Origin of the sequence: Enterobacter cloacae complex sp. 2024EL-00214 (assembly GCF_043945575.1) — a bacterium.
In the GTDB taxonomy this organism is placed as follows: domain Bacteria; phylum Pseudomonadota; class Gammaproteobacteria; order Enterobacterales; family Enterobacteriaceae; genus Enterobacter; species Enterobacter cloacae_P.
Map to the genome: position 1 here is coordinate 205,497 of NZ_JBIMRC010000004.1, position 15,621 is coordinate 221,117.

The 15,621-nt window shown below is 54.0% G+C and carries 17 protein-coding genes and 1 tRNA gene; 5 read left to right on the forward strand and 13 right to left on the reverse strand.

All coding sequences use genetic code 11. The features are described from left to right. Positions 1–692: 692 nt before the first annotated feature. The gene (locus tag ACHHZ6_RS06635) at positions 693–1,460 is read left to right on the forward strand and encodes a reverse transcriptase domain-containing protein (RefSeq protein WP_395121945.1); all 768 of its coding nucleotides are present in this window, start codon (positions 693–695) and stop codon (positions 1,458–1,460) included. Between the two features lie 191 nt (positions 1,461–1,651). Here the strand turns inward: ACHHZ6_RS06635 and ACHHZ6_RS06640 are convergent. After that, positions 1,652–1,727 (reverse strand) — tRNA-Ile (locus tag ACHHZ6_RS06640). 125 nt (positions 1,728–1,852) lie between these two features. On the opposite strand from ACHHZ6_RS06640, the gene mug reads away from it, so the two are divergent. Next, entirely contained in the window at positions 1,853–2,359 is a 507-nt protein-coding gene (mug, locus tag ACHHZ6_RS06645; protein ID WP_182918973.1) for a G/U mismatch-specific DNA glycosylase, read from the forward strand. A 96-nt stretch (positions 2,360–2,455) separates the two neighbouring features. Here mug and rpoD read toward each other — a convergent pair whose 3' ends face one another. The 3 genes from rpoD to rpsU form a co-directional block, all read right to left on the reverse strand. Then, positions 2,456–4,303: an RNA polymerase sigma factor RpoD gene (gene rpoD, locus ACHHZ6_RS06650; protein WP_182272681.1), complete on the reverse strand. Its 1,848-nt coding sequence runs from the start codon at positions 4,301–4,303 to the stop codon at positions 2,456–2,458. A gap of 164 nt (positions 4,304–4,467) precedes the next feature. Continuing rightward, a complete protein-coding gene (gene dnaG / locus ACHHZ6_RS06655; protein WP_182272680.1) occupies positions 4,468–6,213 on the reverse strand; it encodes a DNA primase in 1,746 nt (581 codons plus the stop codon). A gap of 237 nt (positions 6,214–6,450) precedes the next feature. Next, positions 6,451–6,666, reverse strand: coding sequence for a 30S ribosomal protein S21 (gene rpsU / locus ACHHZ6_RS06660; protein ID WP_001144069.1), 216 nt, complete (start codon positions 6,664–6,666; stop codon positions 6,451–6,453). Between the two features lie 237 nt (positions 6,667–6,903). Between rpsU and tsaD the strand changes: the two genes are divergently transcribed. Beyond that, positions 6,904–7,917: a tRNA (adenosine(37)-N6)-threonylcarbamoyltransferase complex transferase subunit TsaD gene (tsaD, locus tag ACHHZ6_RS06665; protein WP_182272679.1), complete on the forward strand. Its 1,014-nt coding sequence runs from the start codon at positions 6,904–6,906 to the stop codon at positions 7,915–7,917. A gap of 47 nt (positions 7,918–7,964) precedes the next feature. On the opposite strand, the gene ureG is transcribed toward tsaD, so the two are convergent. The 9 genes from ureG to plsY form a co-directional block, all read right to left on the reverse strand. Next, the gene (gene ureG, locus ACHHZ6_RS06670) at positions 7,965–8,582 is read right to left on the reverse strand and encodes an urease accessory protein UreG (protein WP_182918972.1); all 618 of its coding nucleotides are present in this window, start codon (positions 8,580–8,582) and stop codon (positions 7,965–7,967) included. Between the two features lie 9 nt (positions 8,583–8,591). Next, a complete protein-coding gene (locus ACHHZ6_RS06675; protein ID WP_395121948.1) occupies positions 8,592–9,266 on the reverse strand; it encodes an urease accessory protein UreF in 675 nt (224 codons plus the stop codon). Then, positions 9,266–9,805: a HupE/UreJ family protein gene (locus ACHHZ6_RS06680; protein ID WP_395121950.1), complete on the reverse strand. Its 540-nt coding sequence runs from the start codon at positions 9,803–9,805 to the stop codon at positions 9,266–9,268. The genes ACHHZ6_RS06675 and ACHHZ6_RS06680 overlap by 1 nt, the downstream gene beginning before the upstream one ends. 10 nt (positions 9,806–9,815) lie before the next feature. After that, on the reverse strand, positions 9,816–10,280 hold the full coding sequence (gene ureE / locus ACHHZ6_RS06685) for an urease accessory protein UreE (RefSeq protein WP_182272675.1): 465 nt from the start codon (positions 10,278–10,280) through the stop codon (positions 9,816–9,818). A gap of 9 nt (positions 10,281–10,289) precedes the next feature. Then, positions 10,290–11,993 (reverse strand): urease subunit alpha, encoded by a 1,704-nt coding sequence (gene ureC / locus ACHHZ6_RS06690; RefSeq protein ID WP_182272674.1) that lies wholly within the window; start codon positions 11,991–11,993, stop codon positions 10,290–10,292. Further along, positions 11,986–12,300, reverse strand: a complete 315-nt coding sequence (locus tag ACHHZ6_RS06695) for an urease subunit beta (RefSeq protein WP_182272673.1) — start codon at positions 12,298–12,300, stop codon at positions 11,986–11,988. The genes ureC and ACHHZ6_RS06695 overlap by 8 nt, the downstream gene beginning before the upstream one ends. 10 nt (positions 12,301–12,310) lie before the next feature. Next, positions 12,311–12,613 carry an urease subunit gamma gene (locus ACHHZ6_RS06700; RefSeq protein WP_182272672.1) on the reverse strand — a complete coding sequence of 101 codons (303 nt, stop codon included), beginning with the start codon at positions 12,611–12,613 and terminating at the stop codon, positions 12,311–12,313. 10 nt (positions 12,614–12,623) lie between these two features. After that, positions 12,624–13,451 (reverse strand): urease accessory protein UreD, encoded by an 828-nt coding sequence (locus ACHHZ6_RS06705; protein ID WP_395121953.1) that lies wholly within the window; start codon positions 13,449–13,451, stop codon positions 12,624–12,626. A gap of 148 nt (positions 13,452–13,599) precedes the next feature. After that, on the reverse strand, positions 13,600–14,214 hold the full coding sequence (plsY, locus tag ACHHZ6_RS06710) for a glycerol-3-phosphate 1-O-acyltransferase PlsY (protein ID WP_182272670.1): 615 nt from the start codon (positions 14,212–14,214) through the stop codon (positions 13,600–13,602). 107 nt (positions 14,215–14,321) lie between these two features. On the opposite strand from plsY, the gene folB reads away from it, so the two are divergent. Together folB and bacA are read left to right on the forward strand one after the other, a co-directional pair. Next, on the forward strand, positions 14,322–14,705 hold the full coding sequence (gene folB / locus ACHHZ6_RS06715) for a bifunctional dihydroneopterin aldolase/7,8-dihydroneopterin epimerase (protein WP_182272669.1): 384 nt from the start codon (positions 14,322–14,324) through the stop codon (positions 14,703–14,705). 93 nt (positions 14,706–14,798) lie between these two features. Further along, on the forward strand, positions 14,799–15,620 hold the full coding sequence (gene bacA, locus ACHHZ6_RS06720; RefSeq protein WP_182272668.1) for an undecaprenyl-diphosphate phosphatase: 822 nt from the start codon (positions 14,799–14,801) through the stop codon (positions 15,618–15,620). The last annotated feature ends 1 nt before the right edge of the window (position 15,621 follow it).

The following is a 15,621-nucleotide window of genomic DNA, read 5'->3' on the forward strand; positions in this document are numbered from 1 at the left end:
AGCCCGCGCCATTACTGGGAGCTTTGCGGAAAACCAGAACTGAAAAGATTGAAAAGAATTTCAATCTTTTTCAGTTATAAGGATCTTAGATAGAAATAATTTAAATTTTATCTCATTGATAAATATAGATTAAATGATTTTTTTATGACTTTGATATCTTAGGTAACATCCTCGAAAGGAAGTAGCGGAGAAAAAAAGTAATTTATTTTCATGGTGTTAAATCATCTAAATTAGATTGTGCTACTGAAAAAAAAGAAAAAGTTGATGCTCTTCTGCTTTTAAGCAGCCCGAATTCTAAAATTGTTTGTAACAGACATTTCTCCGTGTAATCTGTACTTTCCTGACGTTAGCCGGGATATCCGGCCTCTCTGTACTCGTCGTTATTCGACTTGCCGATGGTCGCCGCTCGACGCTGCAAGCTGCTTCATGCTGCCGCTCGTCGCGGAAGGTTGCCGAAGGTTTCTTATCGCTTCTTACGGGGCGACGCGTTATTAGTTTGGGCTATGCGCTTGCGCTAAGAATCGTCAGGATTGTATAGAGAGAACGATTTATGACTAAACAACATAAAATCGGCTTAGTTAAAGTGCTCGGGACTGCTACGGTAGTCTTGGCCTTTATCAACGAGTCGTGGACTTTCGTTGAAAAGGTGTTGAGCCTCTTTAACATAGTCCCTAACTATCTAATGTTTACTAATGAAACCAACCATCAATTGGCTGCATAAGTTTGAAATTAAAGAGGATCGCTGGGTTTATATCCCGAACGCCAAGACTCTCAAATCAGGACGAAAAATACACAATCAAATTAGGCTTAAATGGAAGTCACCGCTGTATATGTTTCATCTCAGAGACGGAGGTCATGTCGCTGCAGCTAAATATCACATTAAAAAAAAATATTTCAGCTTGATTGATATATCCGATTTCTTTGGTGCTACTAGTCAAAGCCGCGTCACAAGGGCGCTTGGACGACTTATTCCATACGTAAAGGCGAGAGAAGTAGCTAAAGTGTCAACGGTTAAAAACCTGAATGGTAATGGCCTGAAAGATGTCATCCCATATGGCTACCCGCAGTCACCAATATTGGCCAGCTTATGCTTTCACCAATCTTTCTGTGGCGGAGTCATAAATACATTAAGCAAGTCGGGGAGTGTATCTGTGAGTATCTATATGGATGATATTTTGCTCTCAAGTGATGATTTGGATCTGCTTAAGAACGCTTTTGATGCAGTTATTGAGGCTTTAGTAAAGTCTGGCTATACCGTCAATGATCGTAAAACCCAACCCCCAGCAACAATGGTTAGCGTTTTTAACCTTGAGCTTAGCCAAGATTCACTACGCGTTTCTTCTAAAAGAATTGTCGAATTTTTAAAGGCATACATTTCTAGCAAAAACCCTCATGAAAGGAAAGGTATTGCGTCGTATGTCGGTAGTGTAAACAAAGCTCAGGCTAAAATATTTCGATGACCCGTAGAGACAGTTTTAATCTTCGTTATTGAGTTTAACCTCAGTTCCTTCCCTCCAAAGCATACTCTTATCTCAAATTAATTTTGATGGGCTGTAATTTCTTGTGCGACATTTTTGCGACACACCATGTATAGATAACAAAAAGGCCACTCGCTAGAGTGGCCTAAGGCTATGTATTTATTGCTAAAATTTGGTGGCCCCTGCTGGACTTGAACCAGCGACCAAGCGATTATGAGTCGCCTGCTCTAACCACTGAGCTAAGGGGCCGTGGCGGTGAATTATAAAGTAACTCCCCGCAGCAATCCAGCCATTCACACCCGCTTGCTGTTTTTATAAACAACGCATAATCAATCCTTTATACTTCTCCGACGATGTATCGATCGGGAGTAAACATGATCAACGATATTCTTGTCCCTGGGCTGCGGGTGGTGTTCTGTGGCATCAACCCTGGCAAGTCCTCGGCGCATACCGGTTTTCACTTCGCCCATCCGGGAAACCGCTTCTGGAAGGTTATCCATCAGGCGGGGTTTACCGACAGGTTACTGAAGCCGGAAGAGGAACAGCATCTGCTGGATACGCGCTGCGGGATCACCATGCTGGTCGAGCGGCCAACGGTGCAGGCGAGTGAGGTGAACCTGCATGAGTTGCGCAGCGGCGGGCGGGAGCTGATTAAGAAAATGGAAGATTACCAGCCAGCAGCGCTGGCGATTCTGGGGAAGCAGGCGTACGAACAAGCATTTGGTCAGCGCGGGACGAAGTGGGGCAAACAGAGTACCTCCATTGGCGTGACGCAGGTATGGGTGCTGCCGAACCCGAGCGGGCTGAACAGGGCAACGCTGGATAATCTGGTCGAGGCGTATCGCGAACTGGATGAGACGCTGGCGGTGCGGGGGCTTTAGGGTCCTCTGTGGCCTGATGCCCTCACCCTCTCCCACAGGGAGAGGGAATAAACAAAAAAAAGCTCCCGATTGGGAGCTTTTTCAGTACCGGAGCGATTAATCGTCCAGGAAGCTACGCAGCACTTCAGAGCGGCTTGGATGGCGCAGTTTACGCAGCGCCTTCGCTTCGATCTGACGGATACGTTCGCGGGTAACGTCGAACTGTTTACCCACTTCTTCCAGCGTGTGGTCGGTGTTCATGTCGATACCGAAACGCATACGCAGAACTTTTGCTTCACGAGCGGTCAGGCCAGCCAGAACGTCGTGCGTTGCAGCACGCAGGCTCTCGGTGGTCGCAGAGTCCAGCGGCAGTTCGAGGGTGGTATCCTCGATGAAATCACCCAGATGCGAATCCTCATCATCACCGATTGGTGTTTCCATGGAGATTGGCTCTTTGGCGATCTTCAGCACTTTACGGATCTTGTCTTCCGGCATCAGCATGCGTTCAGCCAGCTCTTCCGGCGTCGGCTCGCGACCCATCTCTTGCAGCATCTGGCGGGAGATACGGTTGAGCTTGTTAATGGTCTCAATCATATGCACCGGAATACGGATGGTGCGCGCCTGGTCTGCGATAGAACGGGTGATCGCCTGACGGATCCACCAGGTTGCGTAGGTGGAGAACTTGTAACCACGACGGTATTCAAACTTATCTACCGCTTTCATCAGACCGATGTTGCCTTCCTGAATCAGATCCAGGAACTGCAGACCACGGTTGGTGTATTTTTTGGCGATAGAGATAACCAGACGCAAGTTTGCTTCAACCATCTCTTTCTTCGCACGGCGGGCTTTCGCTTCACCGATGGACATACGACGGTTGATGTCTTTTACCTGCTCGATGGTCAGGCCCGTTTCTTCTTCAATTTGCTGCAGTTTCTGCAGGCCGCGCTGAACATCTTCTGTCACGTCGTGCAGTTTTTCAGACCACGGCTTGTTCATCGCGATAGCCGCGTTGAACCAGGTTTCGCTGGTTTCGTTGCCGGTGAAGAGGGTGATGAAGTTCTTCTTCGGCATTTTGCACTGTTCAACGCACAGCTTCATGATGATGCGTTCCTGGGTACGTACGCGATCCATCATGACGCGCATGCTGTTCACCAGGTAATCGAACTGTTTTGGCACCAGGCGGAACTGTTTGAACACTTCAGACAGTTTCAGGATCTCTTCCTGAGCGGCTGCGTGGCTGCGGCCTTTCGCTTTGATGGTGTCACGGGTCACTTCGTACTGGGTACGCAGCTCACCAAACTTCTCACGTGCCAGTTCAGGGTCGATGCTGTTGTCGTCGTCGCTGCTGTCGTCGTCGCCGTCTTCTTCATCTTCGTCTTCGTCGTCATCCATCTCTTCCTGAGACAGTTCAGAGCCGACGTGAGTGGCGGTCGGAGCCATATCTTCTTCAGCATTCGGGTCGACAAAACCGGTGATCAGATCGGACAGACGCGCTTCTTCAGCTTCAACGCGATCGTACTGCTCAAGCAGATAGGTGATCGCTTCCGGGTATTCGGCAACAGAGCACTGAACCTGGTTGATACCGTCTTCAATGCGTTTTGCGATGTCGATTTCGCCTTCGCGGGTCAACAGTTCAACGGTACCCATTTCGCGCATGTACATGCGAACCGGGTCAGTAGTACGCCCGATTTCAGATTCCACGCTGGACAGTACCTGTGCAGCAGCTTCTTCTGCATCTTCATCAGTGTTGTTGGAGGTTTCAGCCAGCAACAGATCATCGGCATCCGGTGCTTCTTCCATCACCTGAATGCCCATGTCATTGATCATTTGGATGATGTCTTCGATCTGATCTGAGTCGACGATATCTTCCGGCAGATGGTCATTGACCTCGGCATAGGTCAGATAGCCTTGCTCCTTACCGCGTTGGACAAGAAGTTTCAGCTGTGACTGCGGGTTTTGCTCCATAAGACGGTATCCACACTTAATTCGTTTGATTGGTGTCAGCGATGGTTTGCCAACCTTTAAAGCGAGGGCGTACTTATATTTGTGCCGCTGCCTCTCAGTGCGGCTGCCGGGGGCTTCCCGATCGATATTCGGCACTTAAGCCGTTGAATACTTTTGTCTTTAACTTATTTCTTCGCCAGTTCCTGGTTTAACATCCAGAGCTCCCGGCGTTCTTCGCTGCTTAAACCGTGTGTGCGCTCGCGAGCAATCAACTCTTCCTGGCGCAGTTCAAGCATCGAATCAAACATATGGTTGAGTGAGTCGGTGAACGTTTTTTCCGCAATATCTTTATCTGCTATATCGTCCCACATCGACAATTTTTCAAGGGTTGCGGCCTCTTTTGTGCCGCGATAATGCTCTAAAAGTTGTCCGGTGGTCAGACCTGGCTGTGACAGACAAGTGTTGACCAATTCTGAAAATAAACCAAGTCCAGGCAACTTTTCGTGGTTCAAACCCGCCAGCGATGGCACTTGCGGAGCAAGTTCGGGGTTTTGTACCAGTAACCCTATCAGTATACGCATGGTTGTGCGTTTTAGCTGAGGTACGGGGCGAACCGCGCCGTTTTCAGCCTGTTTTGGCATTAAACGTTCAAGCTGGCTGTCATCGAGGATACCGAGCTTGTTGCCTAACTCCTGACGCAGATAGATGCGCAGCGTTTCACCGGGCACCTGACTGATTAACGGCAGTGCCAGCGTACTCAGCTGCGCGCGCCCGTCAGGGGTACTCAAATCCACCTGCGGCATCAGGCTGTTAAACAAAAACGTGGAGAGCGGCTGTGCCTGCTCCATCCGCGCTTCAAATGCCGCCTTGCCCTCTTTACGCACCAGCGTATCCGGGTCTTCACCGTCGGGCAGGAACATAAAGCGTAACTGACGCCCGTCGGTCATATAAGGGAGTGCCGTCTCCAGCGCACGCCAGGCGGCATCACGTCCTGCACGGTCACCGTCGTAACAGCAGATGACGTTGTTGGTCACCCTGAACAGCAACTGAATATGATCGGCGGTAGTGGACGTGCCTAAAGACGCAACGGCATAGTTAATGTCGTACTGCGCCAGGGCGACGACGTCCATATAGCCTTCGACGACCAGAAGACGCGGAGGTTCCGCATTATCTTGCTGCGCCTCATAAAGACCGTAAAGCTGGCGGCCTTTATGGAAAATATCGGTTTCCGGGGAGTTCAGGTACTTCGGCAGGGCATCACCCAGCACGCGACCACCAAAACCTATTACCCGGCCACGCTTGTCGCGGATCGGGAACATGACCCGTTCACGGAAGCGGTCGTAGCTTCGTCCCTGGTCGTTGGTGACCAGCATGCCTGCGTCGATCAGCGATTTACGATCTTCGCTATTGCCGCCAAAACGCTTTAACACGTTGTCCCAGCCGGGCGGGGCGTAACCAATAGCGAAACGCGCAATGACATCGTCGCTCAGTCCGCGCTTGTTCAGATACTGACGCGCAGGCTCAGCAGCAGCGTGCTTTAGAGACTGTTGGTAAAACGAATTCAGGCCATCCAGCAGTTGATAAAGCGTTTGCCGTTGATGGCGCTCTATCTGGCTTGGCCCACTGCCTGCTTCATACGGCACTTCAAGGTTGTGCATCGCCGCCAGTTCTTCGACGGTTTCAACAAACTCGAGCTTGTCGTAGTTCATTAAAAAATCGACGGCATTACCGTGTGCGCCACAGCCGAAGCAATGGTAGAACTGCTTCTCACCGTTTACGGTGAAAGAGGGGGTTTTTTCATTATGGAACGGACAGCACGCATGGTAGTTCTTGCCCTGCTTTTTTAGCTTTACCCGCGCGTCGATGAGATCGACGATGTCGGTTCTGGCAAGCAGATCATTGATAAATACGCGTGGGATTCTTCCGGCCATATGCCCCAAAAATTACACTTCATCCTTCAAACTGTCTCTGCGTTGGCTACGTTCGCTCATCCCTGTCACTTACCTAAGTAAGCTCCGGGGATTCACTCACTTGCCGCCTTGATACAGTGTGAATGATTTTGTATAAATGCTGATTTATAAACGAAAACAAGCCGCGCATTCCTTCCGGAAGCACGGCCTTACGACTATTACTCTGTCTGCTCACTGAGGGCTCTGGCCCTCAATGGATTAGTACAGACGAGTACGGCGTGCGTTTTCGCGAGCCAGTTTCTTCGCGTGACGTTTCACTGCAGAAGCTTTAGCGCGCTTACGTTCGGTCGTTGGTTTTTCATAGAACTCACGACGACGAACTTCAGCCAGAACACCTGCTTTCTCGCATGAACGTTTGAAGCGACGCAGTGCTACGTCGAACGGCTCGTTTTCACGTACTTTAATTACCGGCATGTAACTCTCACCTTTAATAAATTCGGTTTGCCGCTGGCATCAGCGCCAGCTTATTTCAAAATGGTGCGGAATTTTACTGCAAATGCTGCTGCTTTGTAAAGCACCGATGCGATTTTGAAATGGGACTTTTATAAGGAGGAGGAGTATACACGAGCCGATGTCCTGGGGCGAACAAAGTTTTACATCAACCCGCATTGGCCCTACACTGCGCGGTATTGAAACGAGGTAAAACAAGTCATGCGTGTACTGGGTATTGAAACGTCCTGCGATGAAACCGGCATCGCCATTTACGACGACGAAAAAGGGCTTATTGCCAACCAGCTGTATAGTCAGGTGAAATTGCATGCTGACTACGGTGGTGTTGTGCCTGAACTGGCTTCCCGTGACCATGTGCGTAAAACGGTTCCCCTGATTCAGGCGGCGCTGAAAGAAGCCGGGTTGTGTTCAGATGATATTGATGCGGTGGCGTATACCGCTGGCCCGGGCCTGGTCGGAGCGCTGCTGGTTGGTGCAACGGTTGGTCGTTCGCTGGCGTTTGCGTGGGATGTTCCGGCTATTCCGGTTCACCATATGGAAGGGCATCTTCTGGCACCGATGCTGGAAGAGAATCCGCCTGAGTTCCCGTTTGTGGCGCTGCTGGTTTCCGGCGGTCATACCCAGCTGATTAGCGTGACGGGCATTGGTAAATATGAACTGCTGGGTGAGTCAATCGACGACGCAGCCGGTGAAGCGTTCGACAAAACTGCCAAGCTGCTGGGGCTGGACTACCCAGGTGGTCCGATGCTGTCAAAAATGGCCGCGCAGGGCACGGAAGGGCGCTTTGTTTTCCCGCGCCCGATGACCGACCGCCCAGGGCTGGATTTTAGCTTCTCTGGCCTGAAAACCTTCGCGGCGAATACGATCCGCAATAACGACGATAGCGAGCAGACGCGTGCTGATATCGCCCGTGCGTTTGAAGATGCGGTGGTGGATACGCTGATGATCAAGTGCAAGCGTGCGCTGGATCAGACGGGCTTTAAGCGTCTGGTGATGGCCGGTGGCGTGAGTGCTAACCGCACGCTGCGTGCGAAACTGGCGGAGATGATGCAGAAGCGTCGCGGAGAAGTGTTCTATGCCCGCCCGGAATTTTGTACCGATAACGGGGCGATGATCGCCTACGCCGGGATGGTGCGCCTGAACGCCGGTGCAACCTCCGATCTGAGTGTGTCCGTGCGTCCGCGCTGGCCACTGGCGGAGCTGCCGGAGGCGTAACCCCCTCACTCTAACCCTCTCCCCACAGGGGAGAGGGAAATTTACGACTACACCCGCAGCATTCCTCTTTCTTCCAGAAACGCAATAATCGTCGCCAGACCATCGCCCGCCTTCAGGTTGGTAAATGTCCACGGACGCTCACCGCGCATGCGGTTGGTGTCGCGTTCCATCACCTCCAGCGAAGCACCGACGTACGGCGCGAGGTCGGTTTTGTTGATCACCAGAAAATCCGATTTGGTGATCCCCGGCCCGCCTTTACGTGGGATTTTTTCTCCCTCAGCCACGTCAATCACGTAAATGGTCAGATCCGCCAGCTCCGGGCTGAAAGTCGCACTCAGGTTGTCGCCGCCGCTTTCAACGAAGATCAGATCCAGATTGCCAAACTTCTCGCTGAGCGCTTCGACTGCCGCGAGGTTCATCGATGCATCTTCACGGATGGCGGTATGCGGACAACCACCGGTCTCCACACCCACGATGCGCTCTGGTTCCAGCGCGCCCGCTTCGGTCAGGATCCGCTGATCCTCTTTGGTGTAGATATCATTGGTTACTACTGCGAGATGGTACGTGTCGCGCATTGCCTTGCAGAGTGCTTCCAGCAGGGCGGTTTTGCCCGACCCCACCGGGCCACCCACGCCAACGCGCAGGGGATGTTTGTCATCAGCCATGTTGACTCCTCAGGAACGGAATAATCGTGAATATTGTGTTTCGTGTCGCGCAGAGGCGATGGCCGAAAGTGGCGTGGCTGCGCCCAGCTCGTCATCGCTGCGTGACAGCGCCGCATCAAGCCCTTCAGCGAAATGGTCGCTCAGGGTAATAATCAGCTGTTGTGCGGCCTGTTGTCCGAACGGCACCAGCTTGACGCCTGCCATCACTGCGCTTTCAATCCAGCTATAGCCCAGGCTCAGTGCCAGCTCGCGAGCGCCAATACCCCAGCGTATGCCGAGCCACGCCATGCCGCAGAGCTGGCTTTGCATAAACAACGGCTGCCACGCTGCCGGATAGTCCGGCTCCCAGCTTTTGACCAGGTGGGTAAATGCAGCACCGCGATTACGTTCTTCTTCGCGCAGTTCACGCGTTTCCCGGCAGGCGAGAAGGTATGCCGCCCAGCGTTTTGCTGCCGTCAGATCCTGCTGCTCGCAGGCCCGGTACAGACGCATAAACAGCGGCAGATCGACGCAGAAAAAGCTCTGCTCCATCTGCTGAATTTGCCAGTGTCTGAATGCCTCGACACTGGCTACCCAACCCGCTTCAACAGCCCACTCCAGCCCCTGCGACCAGGTAAACGACCCGACCGGCAGGCTGCTGCTGGAAAGCTGCATCAGGCGTAACCACTGGCGGCTGTGCTCCATTAGCTCATCAGCACCAGCAGGGCGGAGACAATCAGCCCGCCGCCGAAGGTTTTACGCAGACCGTCGTGACGGCGCAGCAGTAACCCTGCGGCGAAACTGGCGCATAGTACCGTGGCGCTGGCAAACATAAACCCGGTGGTGAAGAGCCAGAAGTTGTGACCAGACATCTCCACGCCGTGTGCCCAGCCGTGGAACATCGCCAGCGCAGGCACGACCAGCAGCAGACGGTTTTCGGTTTTAAACATCATCACGCCACACACCGCCAGCGAAGTGATAATCAGCATCTCCATGCCGCTAAAACCGCCGAAAAGGCTGCCCGCAATGGCACCTGCCAGCATCATGCCGAGGGTGGCAAAAGGCAGTAACAGCTTGCGTCCGCTCAGGGCGGAAAGCACGCCTGCACCGGTCAGCATCAGCAGGTGATCAAGGCCGGTTAGCGGGTGGAAAAACCCGGCCTGAAAGCTGTCGGCTTCATGTCCTGGGTGGGCGAGCGCCGGAAGGGAGAAGGCCAGCAATAACAGAGGTAAATATTTGCGCATGATGGGATCCTTAGTGTGAATGAGCGTGCGAATGGCTGTGGCTGTGGGCATCGCTGGTGTATGCACCCGCTTCCGGTTCAAACGGCAGCGTGGCGTATGTGACCTCCAGCCCGAACTGACGCAGCATGTCGTCGAGGACGTGATCGTGGTGATAGCGCAACTCACCGGGCATGATCTGCAGCGGGACGTGGCGGTTACCCAGGTGATAGCAGGCGCGGGCGAGCAGGAAGGGATCTGAGCATTGCACGACTGATACCGACTCTGGTGCGGCGATCACTTCAATGACCTCGCTACCATCTTCGGTGGTGAGCAGGTCTCCGCCGCGCAGCAGCAAACCGCGTGGCAGCATCAGCCCGGCATCGCGGCCATCGTTCAGCGCGACACGGGCGCGGCTTTTCACCCGCACATCAATGGGGAGTGTGACGCTGGCGGTGATGCGGTGGGCGTGGTCAAGGCGTTGGGTCAGGTAGATCATCGTTCCTCCTCAAAACAGGAAATAGCGCTGGGCCATCGGCAGGATCTCTGCCGGCTCGCTGGTAATCAATTCACCGTCGACACGGACCTCATAGGTTTGCGAATCAACGGTGATGTTGGGCTGCAAACTGTTGTGGATCATGTCGGCCTTTTTCACCGTCCGGCAGCCTTTCACCACTGCGGTAGCGCTTTGCAGATTGAGCTGCTGCGGGATGCCATGGGTTGCGGCAGCCTGCGAGACAAACGTCAGGCGGGTGGCATACCGTGCCGCACCCAGTGCGCCAAACATCGGGCGGTAATGCACCGGCTGCGGCGTGGGGATAGATGCGTTGATATCGCCCATCGGCGCACAGGCGATCATTCCGCCTTTCACAATGGTGGCGGGTTTTACGCCAAAGAATGCGGGTGACCAGACCACCAGATCCGCCAGTTTTCCGGCTTCAATGGAACCGACTTCATGGGCGATACCGTGGGTCAGGGCCGGGTTGATGGTGTATTTTGCGACGTAGCGCTTCACGCGGAAGTTATCGTTATCGCCAGTTTCTTCCGGCAGCGCGCCACGCTGGACTTTCATGCGGTGTGCCACCTGCCAGGTGCGGATTATCACTTCGCCTACGCGTCCCATTGCCTGGGAGTCGGACGAGGTGAGCGAGAACGCGCCAATATCGTGCAGTACATCTTCGGCGGCGATGGTTTCCCGACGAATACGAGATTCGGCAAAAGCCACGTCTTCGGCGATATCCGGGTCGAGGTGGTGGCAAACCATCAGCATGTCGAGATGCTCGTCGATGGTGTTCACCGTGTAGGGCAGCGTCGGGTTGGTGGAGGAGGGCAGAATATTGGGATGCGCACAGGCGGTGATGATGTCCGGCGCATGTCCGCCACCCGCCCCTTCAGTGTGGAACGTGTGGATGGTACGCCCGCCAATGGCCGCCAGCGTGTCTTCAACAAAACCGGATTCGTTCAGCGTGTCGCTGTGCAGCGCCACCTGAATATCCATCTCTTCCGCCACCTCCAGCGAACAGTTGATCGCTGCAGGCGTTGCGCCCCAGTCCTCGTGGATCTTCAGCCCGATTGCGCCAGCTGTAATTTGCTCGCGCAGGGCATCAGGGTTTGAGCCGTTACCTTTGCCGAGCAAACCGATATTCACCGGCAGCGTGTCGGCGGCCTGCAGCATGCGGGCGATATACCACGGCCCCGGCGTGCAGGTGGTGGCGTGAGTGCCTGCCGCAGGCCCGGTACCGCCGCCGATCATGGTGGTGACGCCGGAGACGAGCGCCTCTTCCGCCTGCTGCGGGCAGATCCAGTGGATGTGGGTGTCGATCCCGCCCGCGGTAACGATCTTCCCTTCGGCGGCGATCACCTCCGTCGCGGCACCAATCGGGATCGTCACGCCGGGCTGAATGTCCGGGTTACCGGCTTTGCCGACGGCGAAGATCCTGCCGTTCTTCACGCCGATATCGGCTTTTACGATCCCCCAGTGATCGACAATCAGCGCGTTGGTGAGCACCAGATCCACACAGTCATCAGCTGTCATCTGCCCCTGGCCCATACCGTCACGGATCACTTTCCCACCGCCGAATTTGACCTCTTCGCCGTAGACCGTGAGATCGTTTTCGACTTCGATCCACAGTTCACTGTCGGCCAGGCGCACTTTATCCCCGGTGGTTGGGCCGAACATGTCGGCGTAGGCCTGGCGTGAAATATCAGCCATTTTTCACCTCCCCCATGACTTCAGCGCGAAAACCGAAAATGCATTGCGCACCCGCAACCCGAACCAGTGTGACCTCGCGCTTCTGGCCAGGCTCGAAACGTACGGCAGTCCCCGCCGGGATGTTCAGCCGGTAGCCTTTGGTGGCTTCTCTGTCGAATTTCAGCGCCGGATTGACCTCATAAAAGTGGTAGTGCGATCCCACCTGGATCGGCCTGTCACCGTGGTTTTCGACGATCGCGCTCCGGGTTTCCCGTCCGACATTAAGCGCAATATTTCCGGGCTGGATCTGGTATTCACCTGGGATCATCGTCAGCTCCTTATACGATCGGGTTGTGAACGGTGACGAGCTTTGATCCGTCCGGGAAGGTGGCTTCCACCTGAATATCGGGGATCATCTCCGGTACGCCCTCCATCACCTGTGTGCGCGTCAGGACGTGGCGACCCGCTTCCATTAACGAGGCGACGGTTTCACCATCGCGTGCGCCTTCCATAATAAAGGCGCTGATCAGCGCGACGGATTCCGGGTAATTGAGCTTTACCCCGCGCGCAAGGCGGCGTTCGGCAACCAGCGCAGCGGTAAATAACAACAGCTTGTCTTTTTCTCTGGGGGTCAGTTCCATAACGTTTCTCTTATGTCTGCCAGATACGGGGCGAACAGGCGGTTTTGGGGGTTAAGAGCGGGCGAAGCGACTGCCAGATATCGCGCATCACCCGCTGACAAATCAGGTTATCGTGGGAGAGAAACCGCACCGACAGCAGACCTTCGGTAAGTGTCGCGCCGGCAAAGGTATGCAGCGGCGCAAGCCGTTCGCGTACCACCTCAAGGTGATTTTCCGTGGTGGGATAGAACAACAGTGTGCCCACCCACGGCAGCCCGGCAACGGAGGCGAGATTGCCGTCGCTGAGATGTTGACGTTCAATTAAGCGCGGCTCACCGTCGACCCACACCTCAAGGCGGCTTTCGAGCGTACCGTGGCTGAAGGTTTCGTTAATCACCGGGCGACCCAGACAGTACAATTCCCAGGCCAACAGCGTGCTGGACGCCTCCAGGTGAAAAACGGAGCGTAAGGCTGCGTTCGCGCCGGGAAAGAGAATAGTGTCCTGCGGTAGCCACTCCAGCGTTGCCTCTTTGCCGAGGTAAAAGTGCTGGTTCAGACATGCCTGTGGGCCATTGCTGCGGTAAAACTTACTGGCACCGGGCATGGTGATAAGCGTATGGCTTTTGGCTTCCAGGTGAACGGAGATATCCAGCGTATCACCGCCGACAATCCCGCCGGGTGGGTGCAGGAGATAAAGATGGCAGGTATCACCTTCGGGATAAAACGGACGCTGGACGGTAAGAGGCCCGACGTGGTGAGCGGAGTGCAGGAGGGTTTTCTCAGGGGTATGACAAAATTGCAGGGTAAGCGATGCCTGCCAGCCTTTGTAAGAGTTATCAGTGACCTGAGTTGCTAACATGCTGCATCCATCTGCGCGCGTACGGGTTACGTTTCAGTATGCCCTGGCAGAAATGAAGGCTGTCATATGAGTCGCTTATGGATAAAATGCGAGGAAAAGACCGGCCCGCGCAAGGTCAGCGCAGCCGGGCATTGTGAGGGCGTGTGGGTTATTCAGGCTCTTTTTTCTTTCTCTTGAGCTTCGTCCAGATTTTGGTTTCCTGACGACGCCACAGGCGCTGAATATTATCGTGGTGACGCAGCAGGATCAGGCAGGAGAGCATCGACACCGGGAAGGTAAACTGGGGTTTGAACCACCAGACGTAAAACGGCGCAATCAGCGCGCTGACAATCGCGCCCAGCGAAGAATAGCCGCTCAGTAAAATGGTTAACAGCCAGGTGCCTGCCATAACGCCGGTGAGATCCCAGCCGATAGGTGCAATGGCACCAAATGCGGTGGCGACGCCTTTGCCGCCTTTAAAGCCGAAGAATACGGGCCAGATATGGCCAACACAGGCGGCGATAGCAATCAGCCCCAGCCAGAACGGCGTGACGCCCAGCGCATATGCGCCCCAGACGGGTAGCATCCCTTTCAGTACATCAAAAACCAAAACCGCTACGGCTGCTCCCTTGCCGCCAATTCGTAGTACATTGGTCGCTCCGGGGTTCCCGGAACCGTTTTCGCGTGGATCAGGTAACCCGGCGATACGGCAGACCAGAATGGCGCTGGAGATTGAGCCGCAAAGGTAAGCGAGGAAGATCATTCCAGGCGCGATTGCACTCATAACGCTGTTCCGTTTTGAAAATGTATCTGTATTTTCAGCATCTGTGGATAATACGCATAATTCGCCGGAAGTGGTATCCGGTTTAGCCAAAAAGCAGGCAGGTCGTGATGGATATAGTATTTATAGAGCAACTTTCGGTAATCACCACTATTGGTGTTTACGACTGGGAACAGACCATTGAACAGAAGCTCGTGTTCGATATCGAAATGGGCTGGGATAACCGCACGTCAGCGAAAAGCGATGACGTGAATGATTGTCTGAGCTATGCCGATATCAGCGAAACGGTGGTTAACCACGTTGAAGGACAGCGTTTTGCCCTGGTGGAACGCGTGGCTGAGGAGGTGGCAGAGCTGCTGCTGAGCCGGTTCAACTCACCGTGGGTGCGTATCAAGCTGAGCAAACCGGGGGCCGTGGCGCGTGCGACTAACGTCGGCGTTATCATTGAGCGTGGCAAAAATCTGAAAGGGAATATCCAACGTCATAATAGCTAAACCATTTTCGGCTATATTGGTCTTAAGGCTTGTATCTTTCACGGTTGCCTTAGTGGTACACCGTTTTTTTTATATCTTTTTAGGGGTTTATAGATGAGCGATATACACTCGCTGCTGGTGGCGGCAATACTGGGTGTGGTCGAAGGATTGACGGAGTTTTTACCTGTCTCCAGCACGGGCCATATGATTATCGTTGGCCATCTTCTGGGCTTTGAAGGTGATACGGCAAAGACGTTTGAAGTCGTTATTCAGTTGGGGTCTATTCTGGCCGTGGTCGTGATGTTCTGGCGTCGTCTGTTTGGCCTGATTGGCATCCACTTTGGCCGTCCGCCAGAGCATGAAGGTTTGGGTAAAGGTCGCTTGTCGCTGATCCATATCCTGCTGGGGATGATCCCGGCGGTGGTGCTGGGGCTGGTTTTCCACGACACCATCAAATCGCTGTTTAACCCGATTAACGTAATGTATGCGCTGGTTGTCGGCGGCTTCCTGCTGATTGCGGCAGAAGTGCTGAAACCTAAAGTCCCTCGCGCAGAAGGCCTGGACGATATGACCTACCGTCAGGCATTCATCATTGGTTGCTTCCAGTGTCTGGCCCTGTGGCCGGGCTTCTCGCGCTCAGGAGCTACGATTTCTGGCGGGATGTTGATGGGCGTGAGCCGCTATGCCGCGTCGGAGTTTTCCTTCCTGCTGGCCGTGCCGATGATGATGGGCGCAACCGCACTCGACGTCTATAAAAGCATTGGCTTCCTGACGACGGGTGATATTCCGATGTTCGCCGTGGGCTTCATCACCGCGTTTATCGTGGCGCTGATTGCCATTAAAACCTTCCTGCAGTTGATCAAGCGTATCTCGTTTATTCCGTTTGCGATCTATCGCTTTATCGTGGCGGCTGCCGTTTACGTGGTCTTCTTCTGAC